This window comes from Chitinophaga sp. W2I13, assembly GCF_050434005.1.
Lineage (GTDB): Bacteria > Bacteroidota > Bacteroidia > Chitinophagales > Chitinophagaceae > Chitinophaga.
In genome coordinates this window covers 6,897,778-6,920,672 of the sequence record NZ_JBNPWD010000001.1, presented here as the reverse complement: position 1 = coordinate 6,920,672, position 22,895 = coordinate 6,897,778, and the positions used below count along the sequence as shown (strand labels likewise).

Genomic DNA, 22,895 nt, shown 5'->3' with positions numbered 1-22,895 from the left:
GGGAAAAAATATTTTTACTTTTTTAACAAGAGGCTGAAAATCAATACAATAATAAAGAGGAGAAACTTCGACAGCTTTTCCTTCAATTTGATCATAGCCCTGCTTATCTGGGTGTCCACTGTTTTTACAGATATATTTAACCGGCTGGCTATTTCCGCGTACTTTAACCCTTCAGATTTTCTGAGTTCAAATATGATGCGCATCTGTTCAGGGAGTTCTGCAATAGCAGCGTCTATAGCGGAACTTAGCTGCTTTAAATCAATACTGTTAAAGTCCGTTTCAGCAATATCTTCAGAAGTTGTTCTCAACAGATGGGCTGCATACTGTTGCTTTACTTTTTCATGCCTGAGCGTATTTAAACTGAGATTGTTAACAATTTTATACAGATAAGATATTGGAGATAGGTCAGGGCAAGCGTTTGGCGGGTTTCCCAAAGTTTTATGAAACCTGAATGAACAATCTCCTCTGCTGCATGAATGTCGAAGCCATATTTCAACTTACAGTAAAGACAAAGAGGTGGATAATGTTGCTTAAATAACTCCTTAAAGGCAGCTTTGTCGAACCGTGGATTATCAGGAGGTACGCCATCCGGATTGTTTTGTGTGTAATTGATGCTCATTGGCAAGTGCTCACCTTTAAGTGAAAAGATAATTTGAGTATAGCGGTTGGATCGGTAAAGTGTAGCTCCGACAATAATAATAAATATATATAACCTGGGAAATAAAATTTCCAAAGGCGATGTTTGGGATATCAATTTTAATGGCTTGCGAAAACAGGTAGCTTTTATTGCTGGCCGCGCAAAATTTTCTCCATCTTTCTGCCTTTCGCCAATTCATCTACCAGCTTATCCAAATACCTGACCTGTTGCGTTAAAGGATCTTCGATGTCCTCCACACGGTATCCGCAGATGACGCCTGTGATGAGGTTTACGTTGGGATTCAGCGAAGCCTGTTGGAAGAATGCAGCGAAGGTTACATTTTCTTTTATCAGCTCCTGCAGCTTTTTATTATCGAAGCCGGTCAGCCAGGTTATCACCTGATGCAATTCTTCTTTTGTTCTGCCTTTCCTTTCCACTTTTGCGAGATACAACGGATAGACGGAGGCAAATGTCATTTTTGCGATACGCTGATTGGCGTTGTCCATACTGTCTGTTTAGGGTGTTATGTTATTTTTTTAAAATAATATGTGTGGCTCTTTCTCCGTTAAATTTTTCGATTTGATGGAAGCCCAGGGCGGGGATATCGGTTCCTGAAAACAGGTGTTCTCCTGAACCGAGGAAAATGGGAGCGAATGCCAGGTGCATTTCGTCGATACAGCCCGCCTGTAAGAACTGGTGTATTGTTGAAACGCCACCACCTATACGGATATCTTTTCCATTTGCCGCCTTTTCAGCTTTTTCGAGCGCCGCTTCAATACCGCCGGTGACAAAGTGAAAGGTGGTTCCTCCTTCCATCTCAAAAGATTCCCTTGGATGATGGGTTAAAACAAATACCGGAACATGATAGGGTGGTTTTTGGCCCCACCAGCCTTTCCATTCAGCATCCGGCCAGGGGCCTCGAACCGGTCCAAACATATTGCGCCCCATTATCCAGGCGCCTATATTTTCCATTGACTTCTTAACGAAGTCATCATCCACGCCGGTGTTTTCAACATTACTGGTCCTTTCAAACATCCAGGTGTGAAGTTCTTCGCCCCTGATACCGAGCGGATTTTCTACATCCTGATGGGCTCCTGCACCGAACCCGTCCAGGGAAACCGAAAATGCGGCTACTTTGACCTTACTCATAACTTATTTTTAAGTATTTCATAACGATGCGGTCCGTGGATAAAATATTCCTGCTAGTTGTTCGTCTACTAATTTACACATGTTTTTATCTATATGGCCAGAAGACTTTTCCTGATATTATTACTTTTCCTGATAGGCGATACTTATTTCTACCAGGCTGTTATTACACTTACGCCGAATCCGGTTATCCACCTGAGCTACTGGTTGATTGATATTTTACTGATGGCCGGGATTATATCGGCGATATCTATGCTCAGGGCACGCAGGAAGGTGCAGCGTCTGCTTTCCGGGCTAATGACTGCCATGCTGCTGATTTTCATTCCAAAATTATTCTCTTCACCTATTCTGCTGGCAGAAGATATCCTCCGTTTGTTCCGGGGCTTTCCGCCTAGAAGCTTTTACATTAGCGAGGCGGCGCTTGCGCTGGCGGGCCTGATTTTTCTCATCATCGTTTTTGGTGTTACCCGTGGTAAGCACTTTTACAAGATAAGAAAGGAAACGATCTATTTCCCGGACCTCCCCGAGGCATTTGATGGTTTTACCATCACACAAATATCGGACTTGCATTCCGGAAGCTTCAGCGATGCTAAAGGCGTACAAAAGGGCCTTGACCTTGTAAATTCCCAGAACAGCGATCTGCTGGTGTTCACGGGAGATCTTGTCAACAACATGGCGTCGGAAATGGATCGATGGATTCCTATGTTTACGAAACTGAAGGCGCCTTACGGGAAGTATTCCGTATTGGGTAACCACGACTACGGCGATTATATCAGGTGGGACAGTAATGCGGCTAAGGAAGCCAATCTTAAACGCCTAAAGGAAATTCATGCGGAAACCGGCTTTAAATTATTGCTTAATGAAGCGGTGGAAATAAACAAGCAGGGAGAGCATGTTGCCCTCATCGGGGTGGAGAACTGGGGGAAAGGCGGTTTTCATCAATATGGCGATCTGAAAAAAGCGACCGCCAGGGTACATGATAACGCGTTTAAAATTCTGATGTCCCATGACCCGTCCCATTGGGACGAAGTAACGGTGGATCATGAACAACATGTACATCTTACCCTGGCGGGGCATACACACGGTATGCAGTTTGGCATTGAACTGTTTGGTTTCAAATGGAGCCCGATAAAATATTTCTACAAGCAATGGGCCGGTCTTTATAAGCAGGCGGGTAAATATCTTTATGTAAACAGGGGCTTTGGTTTTCACGGGTTAAAAGGCAGAATTGGCATATGGCCTGAAATAACGGTGCTTACCCTGAAGCGGGCCGGTGCTGCGTTAATGCAGTAGTTCAAAGTGACGATAACTGTACGGATAATTTAGTATATTAGAATAGCATATTCTATTTTTCCGCGTTAACCGTTAATCCGCTTCGTCCATGAAAAAAAAAGCACCCTATTTGTTTGCCTGGTTATGCCTTGCACTTTGTTCCGCGTGTAAAAAAAATAATCCTGAAAAGCTGGTTGGCCATCATGCCATGGCTATCGGGGCTAATGAAGTAAATGATGCAAATTTTACTATTGAGAACACCTTCACCAATCCGCTGATACCACGTGGGGCTGATCCCTGGGTAACCCAAAAGAACGGGATGTATTATTTCATGTATACACAGGGGAGTAAACTGGTGCTTTACAAAACAAGCGCCATGACCGAACTGGCTTTGGCAACTCCGCATGATGCATGGATTCCTCCACAGGGCATGCCGTACTCCAAAAATATCTGGGCGCCGGAGCTTCATGAAATAGATAATAAATGGTACATCTATTTTGCCGCCGACAACGGCACAAATGCCAATCACCGTATGTACGTGGTGGAAAACAGCTCTGCCGATCCAACGCAGGGATCCTGGGCATTGAAGGGAAAGGTTGCCGATTCATCCGATCAATGGGCAATAGACGGAACTGTTTTTAAGCATAACGGACAGATGTATATGTTATGGTCCGGTGGCAATGCGGGCGCTGCTCCGCAGCGTATCTACATCGCCCGCATGAGCAATCCCTGGACCATCGCGGGCGCGAAAGTGGCCATCTCCAGCCCCACCTACTCCTGGGAAATGAATGGCAATGCCATTAACGAGGGGCCGCAGGTGATCGTCAACCCGGACGGACGCCTGTTCATTGTGTATTCGGGCAGCGGCTATTGGGTGGATACCTATTGCCTCGGATTACTTAGTCTTAACCAGAACGGCGATCCCATGAACCCGGCGGATTGGGTGAAAACATCAACTCCCGTTTTCTCAATGAACGCAGATAGTGGTGCTTTTGGTCCCGGTCATAATGGTTTTTTCAAATCACCCGACGGTACGGAAGACTGGCTCATCTACCATGCGCGCAGTGCGGCTGGCGGGGGAGCCCGGAATGCCCGTATACAGCGCTTTACATGGAAAACAGATGGCACGCCTGATTTCGGGGTACCGGTTAAAATCGGCTCGTTTGTGCAGAAGCCTTCCGGTGAACCGGTACGGAAGATGTATACCAAAGAGAATTGGTCAATTGCCGGATTCAGCTCGGAGGAGCTTAACAACAGCAGGTTGGCTATACGAATAATAGACGATGACTCGTCTACAGTTTGGATAGCCCGCTATTCCGCGCCCGCCACCAGCTACCCTGACCATTGGATTGCGGTAGACATGGGCGATACGCTTGCAGTAGATGGGTTTGTTTTTATCCAGAAGAGTGGCGACCGGAAAATAAAAGAGCTGCAGATACTCGCGGGCAATGATAATCAGAACTGGGAAAATTTGGGTACCGCTGAACTGCTTAATCTCCATCCTAATAAACAGTATTTTAATCTTCCCGCCAGAAAGCATTTCAGGTATTTTAAACTGGTGCCGGTATCAGGGCTCGACAGTCAGCCTCAACCCGGCCTGGCCGAAGCCGGTACTTTTATTATTGATAACTAGGCGAAGTTGAAATTCATGTGTAACGTTGTCGTTTTTTTACAAACAGGTAAAAACGGTCGTTTCTTATCTTTACAAAAAGCATAAGATCTATGGCAGACACACATTCTGAAAGCAAATTAAAACACGAGCAGGTACAGTATCTCGAATTCCTGTCAAAAGACATCAGCCGCGCCAAAGCATTTTATACCAAAAGTTTTGGCTGGAAGTTCACTGACTACGGTCCCGACTATACGGCATTTGAAGGGGATTATGTAGATGGAGGATTCACCACCGGTAAACCGGTGAAAGGAACTGTGTTGGTTATCCTTTATTCAAACAATATTGAAGCAACCCAGCAAAAGATTGTAGCAGCAGGAGGGACCATTGTAAAAGATATCTTCAGCTTCCCCGGCGGCAAACGGTTCCATTTCACGGATCCTGACGGGTACGAACTGGCAGTTTGGTCTTTGTAAGCGTTTGTTCCGTTTTGTACAATTTTAAAGTTTAGGGCTATCCTAATTTTACATCGTGAAACACAAAATCACCTTTAAACTTTAAAATTATGAAACGGAATTTTCGCGGTATAAGTAAAATACTCCTCATCATGATAACCGCTACACTGTGGTTATCCCATGCAATGGCAGCGCCCAATGATACGGTACTCCGGGTGTTCAGTCAAACATTCCCGGATGCGAAATCCACCTCGTGGGTGGAAGATAGCGAGTATTATATTGTTTCTTTCACCAGGAACGATACGCAATGCAGGATATGGTATGATAAAGCAGGCGCACTGGTTTATGCTTTAAGGTACTGCCAGGAGAGTGAATTGCCGCTGAGCGTGCTGCTGACGGTAAAGAAAGAGTATCATAATAAGCATATCGAAGGGGTTACAGAGCTTACCAACAAAAGCGGCGTTACATACGAGCTTTTGCTCAGTGACAACAAAAAGTGGTATGTGCTTAATTCCACTTCTAACGGTGACGTATATCTGAAATATGCGATGAAGAAACAGCTTTAGCAGATAAGGTGTTGTACCGGAAGCGCCTCGCAGGTTTACCTGCAAGGCGCTTTTATGATTTAACAGAAATGAACTGTTTTATCTGGCCGGCTTGGTGGCACTGAAGCCGCTTTCACCATGAAACCAGCGACCAGCCTGACCTGTAAGCCATAAATAATAGTCGGACGACAGATCTTTTTCAATACCGACGAACTTTTTATCGCCATGTAGTGGCAGTTCGCCTTCCCTGGCACACTTGTAAATAGCGGTGCCTTCATCTACTTCGTCAAACATAGCTACGTATAACGACTGCGCCCCGGATATCCGCGCGCCTGCCACCTGCTTCCATAAGAAGTCGCCTTTCAGTCGCGGAATGGAATTGTAGGCTGCCACGTCGTTCTTCAAATTTCCCCAGCTGAAACCCGGAAATACCAGCGGCACATAATCTACTTTATTCGTGTTACACCACTGGATATCAGCCGCCAGCTCCGCGCCGGCCACGTTGTTGTAGCTGTTGTTGTCGTACCGGCCAACGGCCCAGGGCATAATAATATCGGAACGTTTGATGAGGGAATGCAGCAGGGAAGAATTTTCTGTATCATTTTTCAGCGAGCGCCAGTAATAAGGCACACCCAGCATGATGGATACCTTGTTGCCTTTTCCTTTGAGCTTTGTTACCAATTGGTCTACATTGGCGATGGTATACTTCCTGTTATCATTGAATCCCACGCCCCAGATGGACAACAACGGTTTGCCGTTGTGCCTTACATAGGAGGGATGCTTTTTATTGTCGAAGAGGGAAAATAACGTTTGCAGTTCATTCCAGTCCTGCTCAATATACGCCACATCTTCACTGGTGCAGCCGCTGAGGTCATACATCACGCAGATAGCGCGCTGGTACTTATTGGCCGCTTTCAGTGCATTTTCCAGCACTTTATTGAAATGCCGTTTCCCTTTCGGGTTGGAGTTTTTGATCTCCACCACAAAACGTTGCATGAAAACGCCGTCGATGCCGTAATCTTTCATCCATTTAAAGTGAAGGTCCATGCTTTCTTCATCGTAGGGGCTGTACAAATATGCGTCGGTGCCATCGGCGAAGCTGAAAGGGGATTTATATTTTTTCACATATTCGCCCATGTCCGGCCAGAAATCAATTGCAGAACAACCTGGCAGAAAGCCGCCACAGCTGCCATTCTGATAATGATACCATCCGCGGTCAGACGCATCGCCTGCGGCTGCAAACCAGCCCTGGTAGCCAGCCATCACCAGGTTCTTGTAACTCTTGTACAAACAACCGGTTTCGTCATACACTACATTTTCCGTATCTGATGGAGGACCTGGAGGCGGGGTGTCAACTTTTTTTTCTTTTTTGGAACAACCGCAAGCCATGTAAAGCGCCAGTACACAAAAGAGCCAACTTAGTTTTTTCATAATATTTATTTTTGAGAACAACGATTGATGAAGTCCCGCAGGGAGGCGGAACTTCATCAATTGTTATAATGGGTTAAATATCCAGTCGAACTGCCGGGCGGTAATTAGGTTTCGCTTCACCGGCATCAATAAGCGCACCTACCCGGAAATAGTATTTGTTGCCGGGTTTCAGTATAGAACTGTTGGCAGCCAGATCAATCTCCAGTGTATATACCTGTGCCGGATCGCTTACCGCATTTAACTGTATCTCGGAGGCCACCAGGCGCATAGGTTCCCCGACCCTTGCATCGGAATGTGCATATAGCCCGATTTTCTTTACGTTGTTGATCACATTCTGTTCCAGCTTAAAGGTAGCGGTTACCTTGGTGCCGCTTTTTACAATATTTACATCCTTCACACGGATGTAGGGCGTTACCGCAAAATCAAGGGTTACCTGGCCATTGATGTTTACCACCTGCGAATCTACGGGGATAAAGTTACCCCTCACCGGTGTAACGGTATAGGTGTTGGCAAAGAGCATGGTGTTGGCGTAGGTGCCGTCGGTTTTTACGATCAGCGGTTGCGGTGTGCGGGAAGCATAACCATGTTCAATAATTTCAATGGTAGTGCCCAGGATGATGTCCTGTTCTATCAGTTCACCGCTTTTAACATCCCGGAAGCTGCCGGATAATCCTGCAGTGGGGCCATCGTAGTTATCCTTTTCACAGGACATCATTCCCAGTGCCAGTGCGGCGATGAAGAAAAAATATCTTAGCTTATTCATAATCATTTTTTTAGAATCACACATTAATATTGCGGGTTTTGGATCAAGCCATTTGAACCGATACCCGGAATAGGTCTGTAATAGGATTTAGGCTGGAATGTTTTGGTATTGGTATTAGGTACGTTTACGCGGACGAAGATGTATTTCGTGGCCGGTAATGCACGGAGGTCCCGTAATGGTAACAGCGAGTGCAGCATCCGGTTATTGAATTCGGTATGATACTCTCTTCTGCGGATCAGGTCCCAGAAGCGTTTGTTTTCAAATGCCAGCTCTACTTTTCTTTCCCGCTGTACGTTAGCGGCGGTTAAGGGGATATCTGTAGTATGACCGGCCCTTTTACGGATATCGTTCAGCGCCTTTACAGCGATGGACGCATCACCTGTTCCGCTTTCCACAACAGCTTCCGCATAGTTGAGTAATATTTCTGCGTACCTGAAGTCAATAAAGTCGGTGGTACTCTGGTTCCATCCCGGTATAATAGGCGCGTTCTGATTCATGAATTTTTTGAAAGAGAAGCCTGTGCGGGTGTTATTGCCGCCGTAGGTATCAAAGCCGGAATACAGGCTGGTGCTGGCGGCGCCGTATGTATAATAGGTGGTGCCATTGATGGTGATGTGATCATTGGTGCGGATCACTGCGGTGCCATCCGGTTTTACGTAACCTGCCTGTATGATGATCGGGATATTTTTCCAGAGCGTAGAGGGTAATATAGCGGTTCCCCAGAGGCGGGCATCTTTATTTTTAAAGATGTCGTTGGGAGAATCAAACTGGATATACGTCCTGGAAGGGTTATAGCCGTTATAGTCTGTCACGTTTGCATCTGTAGAGGTAACAACGGGTGATGAATGACCGGGATTATCATAGCTTTCGTAAGTGTCTACGAGATCCAGCGTAGGGTTCATCCTGCCGGGATGCGGCCAGCCATTGGCCACCTGGGCGGGCTGGTACCAGATATCGTAGTTATGACCCAGGAATGCGCCGGGAAGTGTATATCCTTTTGCAAAGATGACTTCCTTATTTCCAGGGTCCTGGAACAGGAGCCGGTAATTTTCTGCTGCTGCTTCCCGGTTTGCCGGGCTAGCCGCATACAGTTCAAACTTGTTGGCATTCATAATCGCCAGGGAAGCGCTTTTACAGGCCTCATAATAACCATTGGCCAGGGAGGCTTCGAGTCCTATCAGCTTTTCATTTACTGCTTGTCCGGACATAGGCGCCAGGCTGCCGAATTTTGCAAGCGAAGCAGCATGTAATGCTACTCTCGACTTCAGCGCATAAGCCGTCCATTTGGAAGCTCTTCTGCTCACCCCATCTCCGAGGTTACTGATCGCCTGATCGCACAATTCCAAGGTATAATCCCATGTTTGCTGTTCGGTGCTCCTGGGCACTTTCAGGCTTTCTGCGTCACCGGTATATTGCTGGGATGCTTTAATGAGCGATACGCCGCCATATCTTTTTGCGAGTGCGAAGTAAGCGTATGCTTTAATAAAGGCGCTTTCGCCAATTAACGCCGCACGTTCTTCTTCACGGATCTTTAATGTTGGAATGGCATCTATCAGGAGGTTTACATCGCGGATCAGCTTATAAGCGCTCTCCCAGCAATTAAAATCACCGTCGCCAACGAAGTCGCCGAACTCGGTATGCACGGCTTCATCGGTAGCCATGGCAGGAGCGAACCCGCCGTTGTTGGGATCTCCGCTGTTCCAGTTAAACCCGTTCCGGAAATAGGTAAAGTCTTCCACCGGTAACTGGTAATAGAGATTGGCCATATATATTTTCACCCCTTCCGGGTCGCCAAACAGGGCTTCTGCCTGGATTTTGTCGGTAGGCTTCAGATCCAGTACTTTATTACAGCCGGAAAAGAGGATGCCTGTCAACAGTATAATAAAAGAGAATTTATTGGTAGTCATGTTGCGTGCTTTTAGAAGTTGACGTTGATCCCGAAATTGTAATTCTTCGTGAGGGGATAGTTGAAGCCGGCGTTGAAGAGGCCTTCCAGTCTTTCAGGATCAAACGCTTTTACGAATGGATCTGCAATCGTGAAGAGGTTGAAGCCGTTGGCATAGATCCTGATCTTCTGGATGCCGCTTCCACGGAGCAGGTTGGGACCGAAGGTGTATCCCAGTTCCAGGCTTTTTAACCTGACATAGGAGGCGTCTTTTCTCCACACGGAGCTTTCTGCATACATTTTACCTACGTCGCCATTGAATCGGGAGGCTGGCCATTTGCCCGGCACCCATTCGCTGTTTGGATCATAGGGATCTGCCTTATGCCATCTGTCGAAGAAGTAGGCGGGGGTGTTACCGCGGAACGCCAGTATTTCTGCATACACTTCGCTGAAACGTACGGTATACATGGCAGAGCCCTGCAGGAGCAGGTTCAGGTCGAAGCCTTTGTAGGCGGCGCCGATAGAAAGACCGTAGTTTATTTTCGGATTTTTGCCGCTTGGATTTTGATTGTCGTTGTTACCCACGGCGCCGATGAAAGAGGGCGTCATATCTTTATCATCCACAACGCCATCATTGTTGAGATCAGCGTATTTGAAGTCACCGGGCAGCTCACGGATGTTAGCCTGACCGCCGTTCTGCAAAGGCCAGTTGGCGATTTCGTCTAAATTCTGGAACTGGCCCAGGTACTGGTATCCCCAGATCACATCGTTATACCGGTAGTCGTTACCATTTCTCCATTTGTCGTAGCTGTTCTGGTAAGCGCCTCTTTCTACATACAGATTTTGTGCACGGTAGAAGTTGAAATTAGCAGAGATATTATAGGAGAATTCACCGATGCGGTTGTTGTGCGTGATGGTAAACTCCACGCCCTGTACGCGATCGCTGTTCAGGTTTTCTTCCGGTAATCCTGCGCCAAAAGTATTGGGCAATGATACATTTCTCCGGGCGGGCAGACCGGTCCGTGTTTTCCGGTAAACGTCCGCTTCCAGTCCGAGTTTGTTGTTCCATAAACCGATATCGATACCCAGATCGGTGGTAGTGTTGGTAGCCCAGGTGAGGTTGGGATTGGTGATACCGGGAGCCGCGGCGCCGTTGGTAAGAATTCCGTTTGCAAATTCATATCGTCCACCGCCTGAAGTGGAGAATCCCTGGATCCATTGGAAAGGCTGACCGGCATCTTCGCCCATTTTACCATGGGAGGCGCGTAACTTCAGGTTGGAGATCGCTGGTATCTTGTTTTTAAGAAAAGGTTCTTCAGAAATTCTCCAGCCGCCGGAGATCACCGGGAAGAAGCCCCATCTACTGTTGCTGGGATATGCATAGTTGCCCATGTAACGGAAGGCAAATTCTACCAGGTATTTGGATTTGTAGTCGTAATTGAAACGGCCCAGCAACGACTGGTAGGCAGATTGCCCTTCCTGGCCGGAGTTGGTCATGCCGGCTTCTGAAGCGCCGTTGATCTGGTCGGTGGTATAAAAGGAATACAGCCTTCTCAGGTCCGCATTGCGGCTCCAGGATTGCTGCTGCTCAAATACGAGGGAGCTGCCAATATTATGGGCGCGGGCAATGCTGGTGGAATAATTCAGCTGTGTTTGTAACGTAAGACGGTTACCATTACCGTAGCCGTTGCTGATAGCGCCGGCGCCTACACGTTGCGGAGCCACGAGGTATTCGTCGTTTACATACGTGTAGAGATTATAAGGTTTGGATACATCTTTACCCTGGTAGCTGTTCATGTCATAGGCTGCCAGTCCTTTTACCGAAAGTCCCTCCAGGAAAGGAAACATGTAGGTGAGCGCGAGGGAAGTCTGCACACTCCTGTTCACGGTTTCACTGTAGCCGGTGGCGCCTCGCTGCGACAGCAGCAGTGGATTCTGATTAGAAGGGGTTACTACTGCCGGGTATTCAGGATTGCCGTTGGCATAGGGTTGCTCAGTAGGGAGGGTAACGCGGGTACCTTTAAAGATGTTGAAGAAGTTTTCTCCCGGCGCTTCTTTTTTATCGTACCGGCCGCCGATCAATACTTCTGCCTTCAGATTCCTGGTGAGTTCCGTAGTGATATTTGACCGCAGGTTAAAGCGTTGGTAGTTCAGGTCGTTACTACGCAGCAAACCGCCTTCCTGGAAATATCCCAGGCTTACAAAGTACTGGGTTTTGTCGGTGCCGCCGGTGGCCGACAGGTTATGTTGCTGCTGGGTAGCGGCTTTCTTCATGGTTACGTCGTACCAATCGGTGGTACCGTAGCCCGGAGCCCCGTCGATATATTTTTGTAACTCTTCTTTTGTTACAAAAGGGGCGCCGGTACCTAATACGGCTGCGTCATTGCGCATCTGCATCCACTCGGAGGCATTGGCCATGCGGGGTACGTCTGTAGGTTTCATCATGCCTACGGTACCTGAATAGTTGAAAGCGGTTTTTCCCTTTGCGCCCTTCTTCGTAGTTACGATGACCACGCCGTTGCCGGCGTTGAACCCGTAGATGGCGGCGGAAGCATCTTTCAGGAAGGAAATGCTTTCCACATCTTCCGGGTTGATACGCTGAAATTCGGAGGAGCCATCTCTTACAATGCCATCTATAACATATAGCGGCGTTCCGAAGCCACGTATATTGATCATGTTATCGAAGTTACCCGGCTCGCCGCCTAACTGGCGGACCATCAGGCCGGCTACTTTACCCTGGATCTTTTGCGCAAGGCTTACATTGGTGGAGGTTTGTATTTCCCTTGAAGTGATATTGGATACGGCCCCGGTAAGGGTTTCTTTCCGTTTGGTGCCATATCCCACCACCACTACTTCTCCCAGCTGGTCTTCGCCGGCCGACAAACTAACGTTGATGGTAGTACGGGCATTGATCTTTTCGATGGCGCCTTTCATGCCCATGAAAGAAAAGGCCAGTTCCGTAGCGCGGGCATCTACGGTGATATGGTAGATCCCTGCTGTATTGGTAGTGGCGCCGGAACGGACAGGAGCATTATCGTTCACCGTTACGCTCACTCCCGGTATGGGGCTGCCATCTTTGGCATCCGTTACTTTGCCGGTGATGGTCCTTTGCTGGGCCAGCACACTTAACGGACAGATACATATTAAAAGGAATAGGTGGTAGATTCTTTTCATAACGTTACTATTGCATTGGATAAATTTGTTTTCGCCAGAAAGTCGTCAGGAGAGGAGTGCCTGATGATTCTTCCGGGATTACGGTGGAAAAAAATGAGTACAATACATCATATCAATACTTGATTTTGGTTAATACGCGAAACAGGAATATGCTACCTGATGGCAGGCAAGGTGATATGCACAAACGAAGCTGAAGTGTAAGGATGTTTTCCGATGGCTGGCACGCAGGAGTAAACCAACACAAACAGGTGTACTGAAAGGAATATAAGTCGCTTCATAATCGTGGAATCGTTTTGCTGCAATAAGCTGCTGCAATAAATCGGAGAGCTTCTAATAAACCGGTTAATGAACCGACTAACTGAAAAATTAATTTTCTGTAAGAATGATAACTAGTTGGTTTTCAATATATTGTAGTCGATAAAAAATAAGACAAAAAATGGGTCATCTTCAATATTTAAAAAACCGATTATTCTTTGGATTAATTTTATAATATTGCCTCAGGGATAATATGACAGGAGGATCTGTGGCTGAAAACACTGTGCTGAAAGCATCCTGGAGGTAGTTTACCTATGATTATCTCTCATCAACCAAAGTAAAAGATTAATTTATCCTGCTGGCGCAAAACAGGGCAGACGCTGTCCGCTGGTTAATTGTTTATTGTAACTGTTCACGTTGATTAAAAATTCCGACATTAATTCCACCAGCGTATTAGCCAGGAAATTATTGTAGTCCTTATTAGAATGGATCTAATGTTAAGATATATCTTATGTATATGCGGTGTGTTGTTAGCTGGCCACGGGGGGTATTGTCAATCACACGGATTGCAGTTCCGGAGCCATGAGGTGGTACAGGAGAAACGGACATCCCTTCATCTAACCCCCACTGCCCCCATATGCCTGCAACATAACACGGAAATATCCTTCGATCTTACCTTTCTGCCTTACCATGAAACTTATTTCGGGTATATCATGCGGCTGATTACCCCCACCAATCAGAGTATCGACCTGGTATATAACCAGCGGCTGGCGAGGTTGAATTTTGTTATCGGGGAAAACTATATAGGGGGGTATGATATCGACTCTGCTAAATTATTCGGGAACTGGAGCCAGGTCCGTATAAGATTTGATACAGAGCGGCAGGAAGCTTCTTTTTATATGAATGGCCGGTTAATCAGTAAAGGCAAAGGCAACTTTTCCGCCGGTACCTGTTGCAATATCTATTTTGGCGCCAACAGTTTTGAGGGATTCCAGATGCTGGATATCCCTCCCATGAATATCCGGGATATCAGGATCAGTGAAAACGGGCAGCTGACGCATTATTTCCCTTTGTCAGAAGAGAAGGGCAATGAAGCCCGTGATGAGATCGGGAAAAGGGTGGCCCGCGTGGGCAACCCTGTTTGGATCAGTCCCAAACACCGGAAATGGGAAAAGGCAGTGGACTTTGACACAAAGGGCGCTGCCAGTATTGCCTTCGACGGTAAGCGGGAAGTGCTCTGTGTAGTGTCGGTTGATTCCATTTATGAATTATCGTTCAGCAATATGCAGCTGAAAGGCGAAAGGCTTACCCGCAGCCGTCACCTGCTGCCTCCCGGCAACCAGTCCGTTTTTGATCCGGTAAATAACCGGTTGTATAATTTTTATGCAGATGAAAAAAAGGTAAGCACATTGGATCCTGCCAAACCGGAGTGGGACGTTAACTTTACCACGGATTCCCTGACCGTATTCTGGCAGGTCAACAAGTTCCTTTCTCCCACTGACTCTTCCCTATATGTGCTGGGCGGCTACGGGCAACTGCAGTATAAAAACCTGTTGCAACGCTATCATTTTCCCAGTAAAACCTGGGAAGTGGTTCCCTACGGAGGGGAACGTCCCATGCCGCGTTATCTCACCGCACTTGGTATGAACGCGGCAAAGGATACCGCGTATATTATAGGTGGCTACGGCAGTAAATCCGGCGACCAGGGGATCAACCCGCAATATTGCTACGACCTGATGGCTTATAGCATCAGGGACCGGACCTTTCACCCGGTTTTTGAATTTAAAAAGCCGGAAAGACAATTCTGTTTTGCCAACAGCATGATCACCATACCGGGGACCAATGATTTCTATGCACTCATTTATCCAACGGATAAGTTCAATACCACCCTGCAGCTGATCAAAGGTTCCTTAAACTCCCCGGAATATCAGCTGATGGGAGATTCCATCCCTTATTCCTTTTATGACATCGCCTCTTTTGCCGACTTATATTATTGTCCGGTTAGTAAAAAACTGGTAGCCGTAACCTTATACAATTCCAAAGGGAATGTTACCAACGTGAAAGTACATACGATCTTTTTTCCGCCAAACCAGGCAGGCGTGTGGGCGGCCGTTCCGGCAACCGGCAGGACTTACTGGTGGTACCTGTTGCTGCCACTTGCGGCAGCGGGTCTTATATTCCTTTATTACCGGAGCCGGAAATCTGCTTTCCCAAAAGCCGCGGAGAGTGCCGTGCCGGCTATGGTGCCTCCTCCGGTCAGCAGCAGCGCAGCGCCGGTTGTTCCCGTACCGGAGCCACCCGCCGCTCCTTTGCCGGAGGAGAACCCCGAAATTGCTGCCATATTTCTTTTTGGATCCTTCGAAGTATTTGATGCCAACGGTCAGGATATTACGCAACATTTCACCCCGCTGCTGAAAGAGCTTTTCCTGTTACTGCTCATTTATTCCCTTAAAGACGGAAAAGGCATTTCTCCCGAAAAACTCTATAGTACGCTATGGCCGGATAAGTTACAGAAAGACGCCAAAAACAATTACTCCGTAAACATCTTAAAACTGAAAAATCTCCTGGAAAAAGTAGGCGACTACCAGGTAGTAAAAGAAGCAGGTAAATGGCGGCTTGAAATACTGAATAACTCCATCCGGGTGGATTACCAGCAGTATATCCAGCTGGTGGGCGCAAAGGCGCCTGTTAACCGCGACTGGATATTGGAACTGCTGCGCATAGCGGGCAGGGGAGCCTTTCTTAAAACAAGCCAGTACGAATGGCTGGATCATATCAAAGCAGACGTTTCCAACCAGGTGACGGACGTTATACTATCTTTTATTAACCATGCTGATATGAGTGCAGATGCAGAGCTTATTGTGCGGCTCAGCAACTGCATCTTCTTTTTCGATACACTGAATGAAGAAGCATTGGTGCATAAAAGCAAGGCGTTGATCCTGCTGGGAAGGCATGGCACCGCCAAAGATGTTTACCAGCGCTTTGCAAAGGAATACAAGGAAAGTTACGGGCAGGATTTTGAAAGGTCGTTCCAGGAAATTACGGGGCATCCGCACTGATACACTACTCCCATCCATGCACCAGCGTCATCGTACAATTTTCAGTAGAACGCCACCTAATGGCCTTTAGCGGCTGATATTCCGGGTCGTGGTAACATTGCAGCGCAGCTGCCTCCGACGGGAATTTAATAATGGCAGTCATCTTCTTCACCGTTCCTTCTACAGCGATGGCCTGGAGGTCTGATGCCAGTACTTCCGCGCCATATTTATGCAATAATTGAACTACCGGCGGGCCATACTTTGCATATTCTTCTTCATTGATAATGTCGTAGCTATTGATATAATATACAGGCATATGATTTTTTATTTGAAAGATCAGTAAACGTATTCAGGAGGAACAATACCTTGTGTGCGGAGATAGACAGTCGCCTGTCCGCGGTGATGCGTAACATGATCGATGGTGGCATAGAAGCCGGCCACCACCTGGTCCGACAGCGGCATTTCTTCGATACTTTTTTTCAAGGCGGCAAAAGCCTGGTTCAGGTAGGTAATGGTGGCCGCTTTGCCGGTAGTAGCAGGAGGAGGGTTCCATTCTGAAGATTGTTGTTGGATAAAATTTTCTTCCCACCAGCCGATGCCATAACCAATATGATGCAGCAGTTCTCCAAACGTCCATACGGCTGGTGTTGGTTTAAAGTGATAGTTCTTTTCCGGCATGGCCTCCGCTACGCTTAGCGTATAATGCTTCGCATTTTCCAGGGTCGTTAATAATTGCGTTTTCATAATATTAAGTTTGTTACCGCAAAATTAACCGGAAGGGGAAGCATCTGTTTAAGGAAAATTGCTCTCTTTAAGAACGCATGGCGGAGGGTGATTGGCCAAATTGTTTTTTATAGGCGGCGGAGAAATGTTCGAGGCTGTTAAAGCCTGTGGAGAATGCAATGTCGGTTACCGGCAGCCCTGTGTTGCAAAGTTGCAGCGCAGCTTGTTTGAGCCTTACCTGCAGCAAATAACTGTAGGGAGTGGCGGCGGTGATCTGTTTAAAAAGCCGGTTAAAATGAAACGGGCTCATATTTCCCTGCGCTGCAAGTTGCGGAAGCGTAACATTGTCTGCATAGTTTTCATGGATAAACGCTTTCACCTTTTCTATCACCGGCAGGTAATTCCTTTTTTGTTTATCATTCAATACGGGCAGGGGATGGCGCGGATCTCCGGCAGACAACACCAGGTGGAAAAGCGCGGTCATCAGCTGCTCTGCCCATAAAGAAGGGTAGCGTGTTTTTTGCAGCAGGCTGAATATGCGCTGATGCAGGAACTCCATTTCCGGCGTAGCTTTTACCAGGATGGATTGAATGTCGGGGTTACTGAAGAACCAGGAAAAGTTGGCAGCATGTTCCATCAACAGGCCTTCACTTGCGGGTGTAAAAGAAAAAATGGTGCATTGATCCGGTATGTTGTGCACGTGCGCTACCTGGTGTTCGTAGCCGGGTTTACAGAGCAGGAAAAGACCGCTGTAAGCATCCAGCTCATTCCTGAAAACCCGGAAGCGGAAGTTTCCTTTTCGGATATAAGCAATGGAAAATGTTTCCTGGTATTCTTTTGCAGACACGGAACATTCCTGGCACCGGCACAGAAAATTATGTACGGTGCAAACGGGAGATTGATAGAGTATTTGAATATCCGCCTGCATAATATAAAGTTATCAAAAAAAAGTGATCCTGTTACAGGAGAAGCCGTTGTATTTCCTTCATCAGCGTTTTCTTTTCTGCGGTTGATTTTGTAAGATGGATGGCTTGTTGATAATGCGCAACCGCTTTTGCTGTATTGTTTTCCGCGTACAGATAACCCAGCAGGGAATGATAATGGCTGTTGTTGTGTAAGCCAAGTTTTTCCGCTTCCTGTATGCCGGCGGGGTGTCCGTAAACTTTTGCAAAGGCAAAGGTTCTGTTCAGTGCGGTCATAGGAGAATATTCAATTAATATCAGCTGGTTATACAGCTGCAAGATATGCGTCCATTTATTATGATCAGTGGGCGTGGTATGCCAGTAGGCGATGCCTGCTTCGAGGTGATACTTCGATATTTCATTGCCGGAGCAGGCATTTACGAGGTAGTAGTTGCCCTGTTGGATGAGTTCTTTGCTCCACAGGTTTTTATCCTGTTGCTCATACAGCACGGTTTCTCCTTTGTTGTCCCTTGCATTCAGCCTGGAACTTTGAAAGCACATCAGTGCCAGCAGTGCGTTGGATTGAGTGGTGTTAGTGAGCGGGTTTTCGGCGAGTACCAGCGCCAGCCTGATGGCTTCTGAACAGAGGTCTTTCCGGATGAGGTGATTATTGGATTTAGAAAAGTATCCCTCATTAAATAAAAGATAGAGGGTTCTTAAAACAACGTCCAGTCTTTCTTTTATGGTTGCTTCCTGCAGTTGCCTGATCTGGAAGTTGTCGTTGCGCAGATTGGCCCTTGCCCGGAGCAATCTTTTTTTGATGGTCGCTGTTTTAGAAAGAAAGGCATCCGCAATTTCTTCGATGCTGAATCCGCACAGGATCTGGAGGGCGAGGCAGATCTGTGATTCGGTGGAGTTAGCGGGATTGCAAACCGCAAAAATCATGGCCAGCTGGCTGTCGCTGATAGTTTGCGGGGTGAAATCAAAGTCGGGTGCTATTTGCCATTCGCTGGCTGTAAGAGCGCCTTTTATCTGTGTTTCGAAGATGGACAGATGTTTGAGATAATCTTTCGTTTTATTTTTTGCTACGGTGTACAGCCAGGCGGTGGGGTTTTCAGGGGTGCCCTGTACGCGCCATATTTCGGTGGCTTTCAGAAAGGTTTCGCTCACAATGTCTTCGGCTGTTTCCATATGTTTCAAGCCAAAAAGACGGCATAATACAGCCGTCATTTTGGAATATTCCAACCTGAATAATTGAGGTAAAAGCTCCGGGTGGGGAGGGGTGCTTGCTGCCATGGGCGTTAGCTTTTCTCTTCCGGTCTGAGTATAGCCCTTACTTCTACATTGCCGCCGGCTTTAAGTACCGGATTGGCCTGGGCAAATGCCACCGCTTCTTCAATATTGGCTGCCTTCACAATCATATAGCCACTGATAAATTCTTTGATTTCCGTGTAGGGGCCGTCTGTTACCATATCGGGCTTCACGGTTTTGGCGTCGCTGGCGGATAACCGGTTTCCTTTATCTGCCAGTTTGTTTTGGGCGGCAATACCAGCCAGCCAGTTCATCCTTTCCTGTAACTGTTCGGGAGATGGGTTGTCGTGCGAGTTGGTACTGTTTCTGAAAATTAACATGAATTCTTTCATTGCATAATGTTTTATGGTTTCGTTTTAGTAACGACTGAATATTCATGAGGGGGACAAATAACTTCATTTTTTTGTCCGAAAAAAATATTTTCCATCCGGTGTGCGGATTATGCATGCTGTTCCATATCGTACCGGTGGAGTCCCGGACCATAAGCATCTTTCGTGATGCGGGTAACCACAAATCCGAGTTTCTCGAAAAAAGGATAAACGTGTTGCGTAGTGTCAAGCCTGATGCTGCATTGCGGGCATACCGACCGGATCACCTGTACGCGGTACAGGAATAGTTGCCTGCCATATCCCTGTTTATGTAATGCCTGTGTGATAAGGCCCCAGGTCATTGCAGCTTCCTGTTTTGCAGTATCGATATAATAACCTCCGCAGCCGATTACCTGTTCCTGCAGGGTGGCTACATAATATTGTTCGTTGTTATTTTTTTGGGGAGATGCATACCGTGCATCCTGTTCCCGGAGCCATTCTTCAAAATCGGGTAATTCTGCCGGTGCAAAAAAGCCAGGCATATTACTTTTAAAAGCAGCCATGCAGGCTGGTTTATCGGAGGGCGTATATGGTCTGATGGTCATGCTCATTAACAACGATAAAATGAATAACGGGAAGTTAAGTTTTATATACCAGCCGGAGAAAAAAGAACCGGAAGCGGAGCGGGGCTTTTATTGCTGTCAACAAAAATATAACAACAAAACACAGGCATCTTCCGGAATTATAAAAATTAATTGTCAAATTGACGATTAATAAAATAGTTTTATTATTTTTCCTGTCAGAAGTAAGCCGGCGCACCTGCCAGGCAGCTACAAAAATTAGTACGCGTTATGAAAAAGCATGTAAGAAAAGAGATCCTCTTTATGTTCTTTATTGGCTTGTTGGGTACACACCTGGCGGGTGCACAAACGAAGCACAAAGCCGGCAAAGCTATTTCCCCCGATCTGTTCGGAATTTTTTTTGAAGACATCAGCTATGCGGCAGATGGCGGCCTGTATGCAGAATTAATCCAGAACCGTTCGTTTGAGTATACACCGGCCGACAGGCGGGAGTGGCATGCTTTCACGGCCTGGGAATACGTAACAAAAGGCTTCGGCTACGGAGCGGTGAACGTGGAAAGTAAATCGCCGGTTCATCCCAATAACCCGCATTATGTAGTACTCACCATTGAGGAACCCGGCCAGGAAGGCATCGGGCTGCAAAACAACGGGTTTGATGGCATTGCCATCAAAAAAGGAGAACAGTATAACTTTTCCGTATTTACCCGGCTACTGTCGGCAACTCCTATTCCAGTGTCTGTGCAGCTGCGCGGCCGGAAAGGGGAGGTGTATGGAGAAGTAAGCATCACGGCAGATGCAAAGGAGTGGAAGAAGAGCAGTGGCGTTCTTACCGCACAACAAACAGACGATAGCGCCGTGCTGGTACTGGTGGCCAAAGCGAAAGGCAGCCTGGCGATAGATATGGTTTCCCTGTTCCCGGTAAATACTTTTCATGGCAGAACAAACGGGCTAAGAGCCGATCTCGGACAGGCCATCGCGGATCTGAAGCCCAGGTTCATGCGCTTCCCGGGAGGTTGCCTCGTGCATGGCGACGGCCTCGAAAACATGTACCGCTGGAAAAACACCATCGGTCCTGTAGAAGAAAGAAAAGCACAGCGGAATATATGGAACTATCATCAGTCGCTCGGACTTGGCTACTTCGAGTACTTCCAGTTTTGTGAAGATATTGGCGCCAAACCTTTACCGGTAGTACCTGCGGCGGTGAGCTGCCAGAATTCCGGCGGCACCTGGCGCATTGGCGGCACCGGGCAAAAGGGATTGCCACTGGAAGAAATGCCCGCTTATATCAATGAAATACTGGACCTGGTTGAATATGCCAACGGACCAGCCACCTCCACCTGGGGCTCCAAAAGGGCTGCTGCAGGTCATCCTGCGCCGTTCCACCTGGAATACCTGGCCATTGGCAACGAGGATAAACAAACGCCCGAATTCAGGGAGCGCTTTAAATTAATTGAAGCGGCTGTAAAAGAAAAGCACCCGGAAATTACCCTTATCGGAACCGTCGGCCCGGCTCCGGCAGGAGAAGATTTTGAGGCAGGATGGGCATTTGCCGACAAAAATGCTTTGCAGATCGTAGATGAACACTATTACGAAAAACCGGAGTGGTTCCTGGAAAATAAAAACCGCTACGATTCCTATAACCGCAAGAAATCCAAAGTATACCTCGGTGAATATGCTTCAAGAGGAAACACCTGGTTCAATGCCTTAGCGGAAGGCGTATACATGACCGCGCTGGAACGCAACGGCGACATCGTACGGTTATCTTCCTACGCTCCGCTGCTGGCCCGTACCGGTCATACTTCGTGGAACCCGAACCTCATTTATTTCACGGGTACTACAATCACCCGTACGCCTAATTATTACGTACAGCACCTGTTTTCAAACAATGCAGGCGATATCTGCTACCCTGATATCGTTACGCTGAATAATAATACCAATACAGGCGTATCTTGCGTGAAAGACAGTAAAACCGGTGATCTCATTATTAAACTGGTGAATGCCGGTGAAACCGGTGTATCCGCCAAAGCCAATGTGGCCGGCCTCGTAGCGCGGCATACAAATGCAGCAGTAACGGTACTTACAGAAAATGCAACGGATAAAAATGCGCCGGCAGTTACATCTGCTACCAGTAATCTCGAAATCGACAAAGTGATTAGTTATGAAGTTGCGCCCCGCTCGGTGGCGCTTATCCGTATCCCGGCGCCGCGTAGATAAACGCGGGTTTTGTCTTTCTCGCTGATTACGCTGATTATACTGATTTGCTTGATTTTTACTTTTTGGATTTTATAAAGGATTAAGGGAGATAGAAGCGAATATATCCGCTTTTATCTCCCTTATTATTAATCTAAAAATCCAAAAAAATCCAAAAAGTAAAAATCAAGCAAATCAGTATAATCAGCGTAATCAGCGGGAAAGACAATATCCGCTTATTCCACCGGTTGCAGATACTGCGCATAGGCATAGCCTTCTTCGCCTGCATCTGTGCGGATCAGCCACCACTGATCGCTTTGTTTACTGATCAGCGAAACAATTTCATTGTGTGCTGCTTTTCCTACAACAGGCTGGTCGGTGCCGGGGCCCTTGCGGATATTCAGGTTAGTTGATTCTGTGATCACTTTCAGTTTAGCGCCTGCTACAGCAGTAGCTACATTGATATTCATTACTACGTCGCCGGTGAGGAAGTTGGGATCAATCTTTCCGTAGATGTTCCACAGTTGGTCCTTTACGGCGCCGGTAGGTGCTTCTCCTTCGATATGCAATACGCCATCCAGTTCGTTTACTTTCAGGTTGCTGGTGCCTGCAGCTTGTGCTGCATCAATCAGCTCTTTATATTTATCCTGTAATGCTGCCATGATTATTG

General features: G+C 47.1%; 21 protein-coding genes. 6 read left to right on the top strand and 15 right to left on the bottom strand.

Going from position 1 to position 22,895, the window contains the following annotated elements; all coding sequences use genetic code 11:
* Window positions 1-14: 14 nt before the first annotated feature.
* The 3 genes from QFZ48_RS28355 to QFZ48_RS28345 all read right to left on the bottom strand — a co-directional run bounded on the left by QFZ48_RS28355 (window position 15) and on the right by QFZ48_RS28345 (window position 1,786).
* On the bottom strand, window positions 15-434 hold the full coding sequence (locus QFZ48_RS28355) for a sigma-70 family RNA polymerase sigma factor (RefSeq protein WP_429064829.1): 420 nt from the start codon (window positions 432-434) through the stop codon (window positions 15-17).
* A gap of 349 nt (window positions 435-783) precedes the next feature.
* Complete coding sequence (locus tag QFZ48_RS28350) at window positions 784-1,143, bottom strand: DUF2200 domain-containing protein (RefSeq protein ID WP_370910263.1); 360 nt, start codon at window positions 1,141-1,143, stop codon at window positions 784-786.
* A gap of 22 nt (window positions 1,144-1,165) precedes the next feature.
* Complete coding sequence (locus tag QFZ48_RS28345; RefSeq protein WP_429047582.1) at window positions 1,166-1,786, bottom strand: dihydrofolate reductase family protein; 621 nt, start codon at window positions 1,784-1,786, stop codon at window positions 1,166-1,168.
* Window positions 1,787-1,879: 93 nt separating this feature from the next.
* Here QFZ48_RS28345 and QFZ48_RS28340 point away from each other — a divergent pair, with 93 nt between their 5' ends.
* From QFZ48_RS28340 to QFZ48_RS28325, 4 genes are all read left to right on the top strand, one after another.
* Entirely contained in the window at window positions 1,880-3,076 is a 1,197-nt protein-coding gene (locus QFZ48_RS28340; RefSeq protein WP_370910264.1) for a metallophosphoesterase, read from the top strand.
* A gap of 88 nt (window positions 3,077-3,164) precedes the next feature.
* Window positions 3,165-4,688 (top strand): family 43 glycosylhydrolase, encoded by a 1,524-nt coding sequence (locus QFZ48_RS28335; RefSeq protein ID WP_429047584.1) that lies wholly within the window; start codon window positions 3,165-3,167, stop codon window positions 4,686-4,688.
* 89 nt (window positions 4,689-4,777) lie between these two features.
* The gene (locus QFZ48_RS28330) at window positions 4,778-5,140 is read left to right on the top strand and encodes a VOC family protein (RefSeq protein WP_429047586.1); all 363 of its coding nucleotides are present in this window, start codon (window positions 4,778-4,780) and stop codon (window positions 5,138-5,140) included.
* Between the two features lie 89 nt (window positions 5,141-5,229).
* Window positions 5,230-5,685 carry a hypothetical protein gene (locus QFZ48_RS28325; protein ID WP_429047588.1) on the top strand — a complete coding sequence of 152 codons (456 nt, stop codon included), beginning with the start codon at window positions 5,230-5,232 and terminating at the stop codon, window positions 5,683-5,685.
* Window positions 5,686-5,763: 78 nt separating this feature from the next.
* On the opposite strand, the gene QFZ48_RS28320 is transcribed toward QFZ48_RS28325, so the two are convergent.
* From QFZ48_RS28320 to QFZ48_RS28300, 5 genes are all read right to left on the bottom strand, one after another.
* Entirely contained in the window at window positions 5,764-7,095 is a 1,332-nt protein-coding gene (locus tag QFZ48_RS28320) for a glycoside hydrolase family 71/99-like protein (RefSeq protein WP_429064827.1), read from the bottom strand.
* 73 nt (window positions 7,096-7,168) lie between these two features.
* Window positions 7,169-7,858, bottom strand: coding sequence for a DUF3823 domain-containing protein (locus tag QFZ48_RS28315; protein ID WP_429047592.1), 690 nt, complete (start codon window positions 7,856-7,858; stop codon window positions 7,169-7,171).
* Between the two features lie 23 nt (window positions 7,859-7,881).
* On the bottom strand, window positions 7,882-9,765 hold the full coding sequence (locus tag QFZ48_RS28310; RefSeq protein ID WP_429047594.1) for a RagB/SusD family nutrient uptake outer membrane protein: 1,884 nt from the start codon (window positions 9,763-9,765) through the stop codon (window positions 7,882-7,884).
* Window positions 9,766-9,776: 11 nt separating this feature from the next.
* Entirely contained in the window at window positions 9,777-12,917 is a 3,141-nt protein-coding gene (locus tag QFZ48_RS28305; RefSeq protein WP_429064826.1) for a SusC/RagA family TonB-linked outer membrane protein, read from the bottom strand.
* A gap of 152 nt (window positions 12,918-13,069) precedes the next feature.
* Window positions 13,070-13,195, bottom strand: a complete 126-nt coding sequence (locus QFZ48_RS28300; RefSeq protein WP_429064824.1) for a hypothetical protein — start codon at window positions 13,193-13,195, stop codon at window positions 13,070-13,072.
* A gap of 543 nt (window positions 13,196-13,738) precedes the next feature.
* On the opposite strand from QFZ48_RS28300, the gene QFZ48_RS28295 reads away from it, so the two are divergent.
* Complete coding sequence (locus QFZ48_RS28295; protein WP_429064822.1) at window positions 13,739-16,231, top strand: hypothetical protein; 2,493 nt, start codon at window positions 13,739-13,741, stop codon at window positions 16,229-16,231.
* Between the two features lie 4 nt (window positions 16,232-16,235).
* Here QFZ48_RS28295 and QFZ48_RS28290 read toward each other — a convergent pair whose 3' ends face one another.
* The 6 genes from QFZ48_RS28290 to QFZ48_RS28265 form a co-directional block, all read right to left on the bottom strand.
* The gene (locus QFZ48_RS28290; RefSeq protein ID WP_429047602.1) at window positions 16,236-16,526 is read right to left on the bottom strand and encodes a DUF1330 domain-containing protein; all 291 of its coding nucleotides are present in this window, start codon (window positions 16,524-16,526) and stop codon (window positions 16,236-16,238) included.
* A gap of 20 nt (window positions 16,527-16,546) precedes the next feature.
* Window positions 16,547-16,954, bottom strand: coding sequence for a DinB family protein (locus QFZ48_RS28285; RefSeq protein WP_429047604.1), 408 nt, complete (start codon window positions 16,952-16,954; stop codon window positions 16,547-16,549).
* A 67-nt stretch (window positions 16,955-17,021) separates the two neighbouring features.
* Entirely contained in the window at window positions 17,022-17,861 is an 840-nt protein-coding gene (locus QFZ48_RS28280; RefSeq protein ID WP_429064821.1) for a helix-turn-helix domain-containing protein, read from the bottom strand.
* A 31-nt stretch (window positions 17,862-17,892) separates the two neighbouring features.
* The gene (locus QFZ48_RS28275; protein WP_429064819.1) at window positions 17,893-19,131 is read right to left on the bottom strand and encodes an RNA polymerase sigma factor; all 1,239 of its coding nucleotides are present in this window, start codon (window positions 19,129-19,131) and stop codon (window positions 17,893-17,895) included.
* 5 nt (window positions 19,132-19,136) lie between these two features.
* The gene (locus tag QFZ48_RS28270; protein WP_429047609.1) at window positions 19,137-19,478 is read right to left on the bottom strand and encodes a YciI family protein; all 342 of its coding nucleotides are present in this window, start codon (window positions 19,476-19,478) and stop codon (window positions 19,137-19,139) included.
* A gap of 107 nt (window positions 19,479-19,585) precedes the next feature.
* Window positions 19,586-20,065, bottom strand: a complete 480-nt coding sequence (locus QFZ48_RS28265; RefSeq protein WP_429064817.1) for a GNAT family N-acetyltransferase — start codon at window positions 20,063-20,065, stop codon at window positions 19,586-19,588.
* A 240-nt stretch (window positions 20,066-20,305) separates the two neighbouring features.
* Between QFZ48_RS28265 and QFZ48_RS28260 the strand changes: the two genes are divergently transcribed.
* Window positions 20,306-22,249, top strand: coding sequence for an alpha-L-arabinofuranosidase C-terminal domain-containing protein (locus tag QFZ48_RS28260; protein WP_429064815.1), 1,944 nt, complete (start codon window positions 20,306-20,308; stop codon window positions 22,247-22,249).
* A gap of 212 nt (window positions 22,250-22,461) precedes the next feature.
* On the opposite strand, the gene QFZ48_RS28255 is transcribed toward QFZ48_RS28260, so the two are convergent.
* Entirely contained in the window at window positions 22,462-22,887 is a 426-nt protein-coding gene (locus QFZ48_RS28255) for an SH3 domain-containing protein (protein WP_429047615.1), read from the bottom strand.
* Window positions 22,888-22,895: the final 8 nt, after the last annotated feature.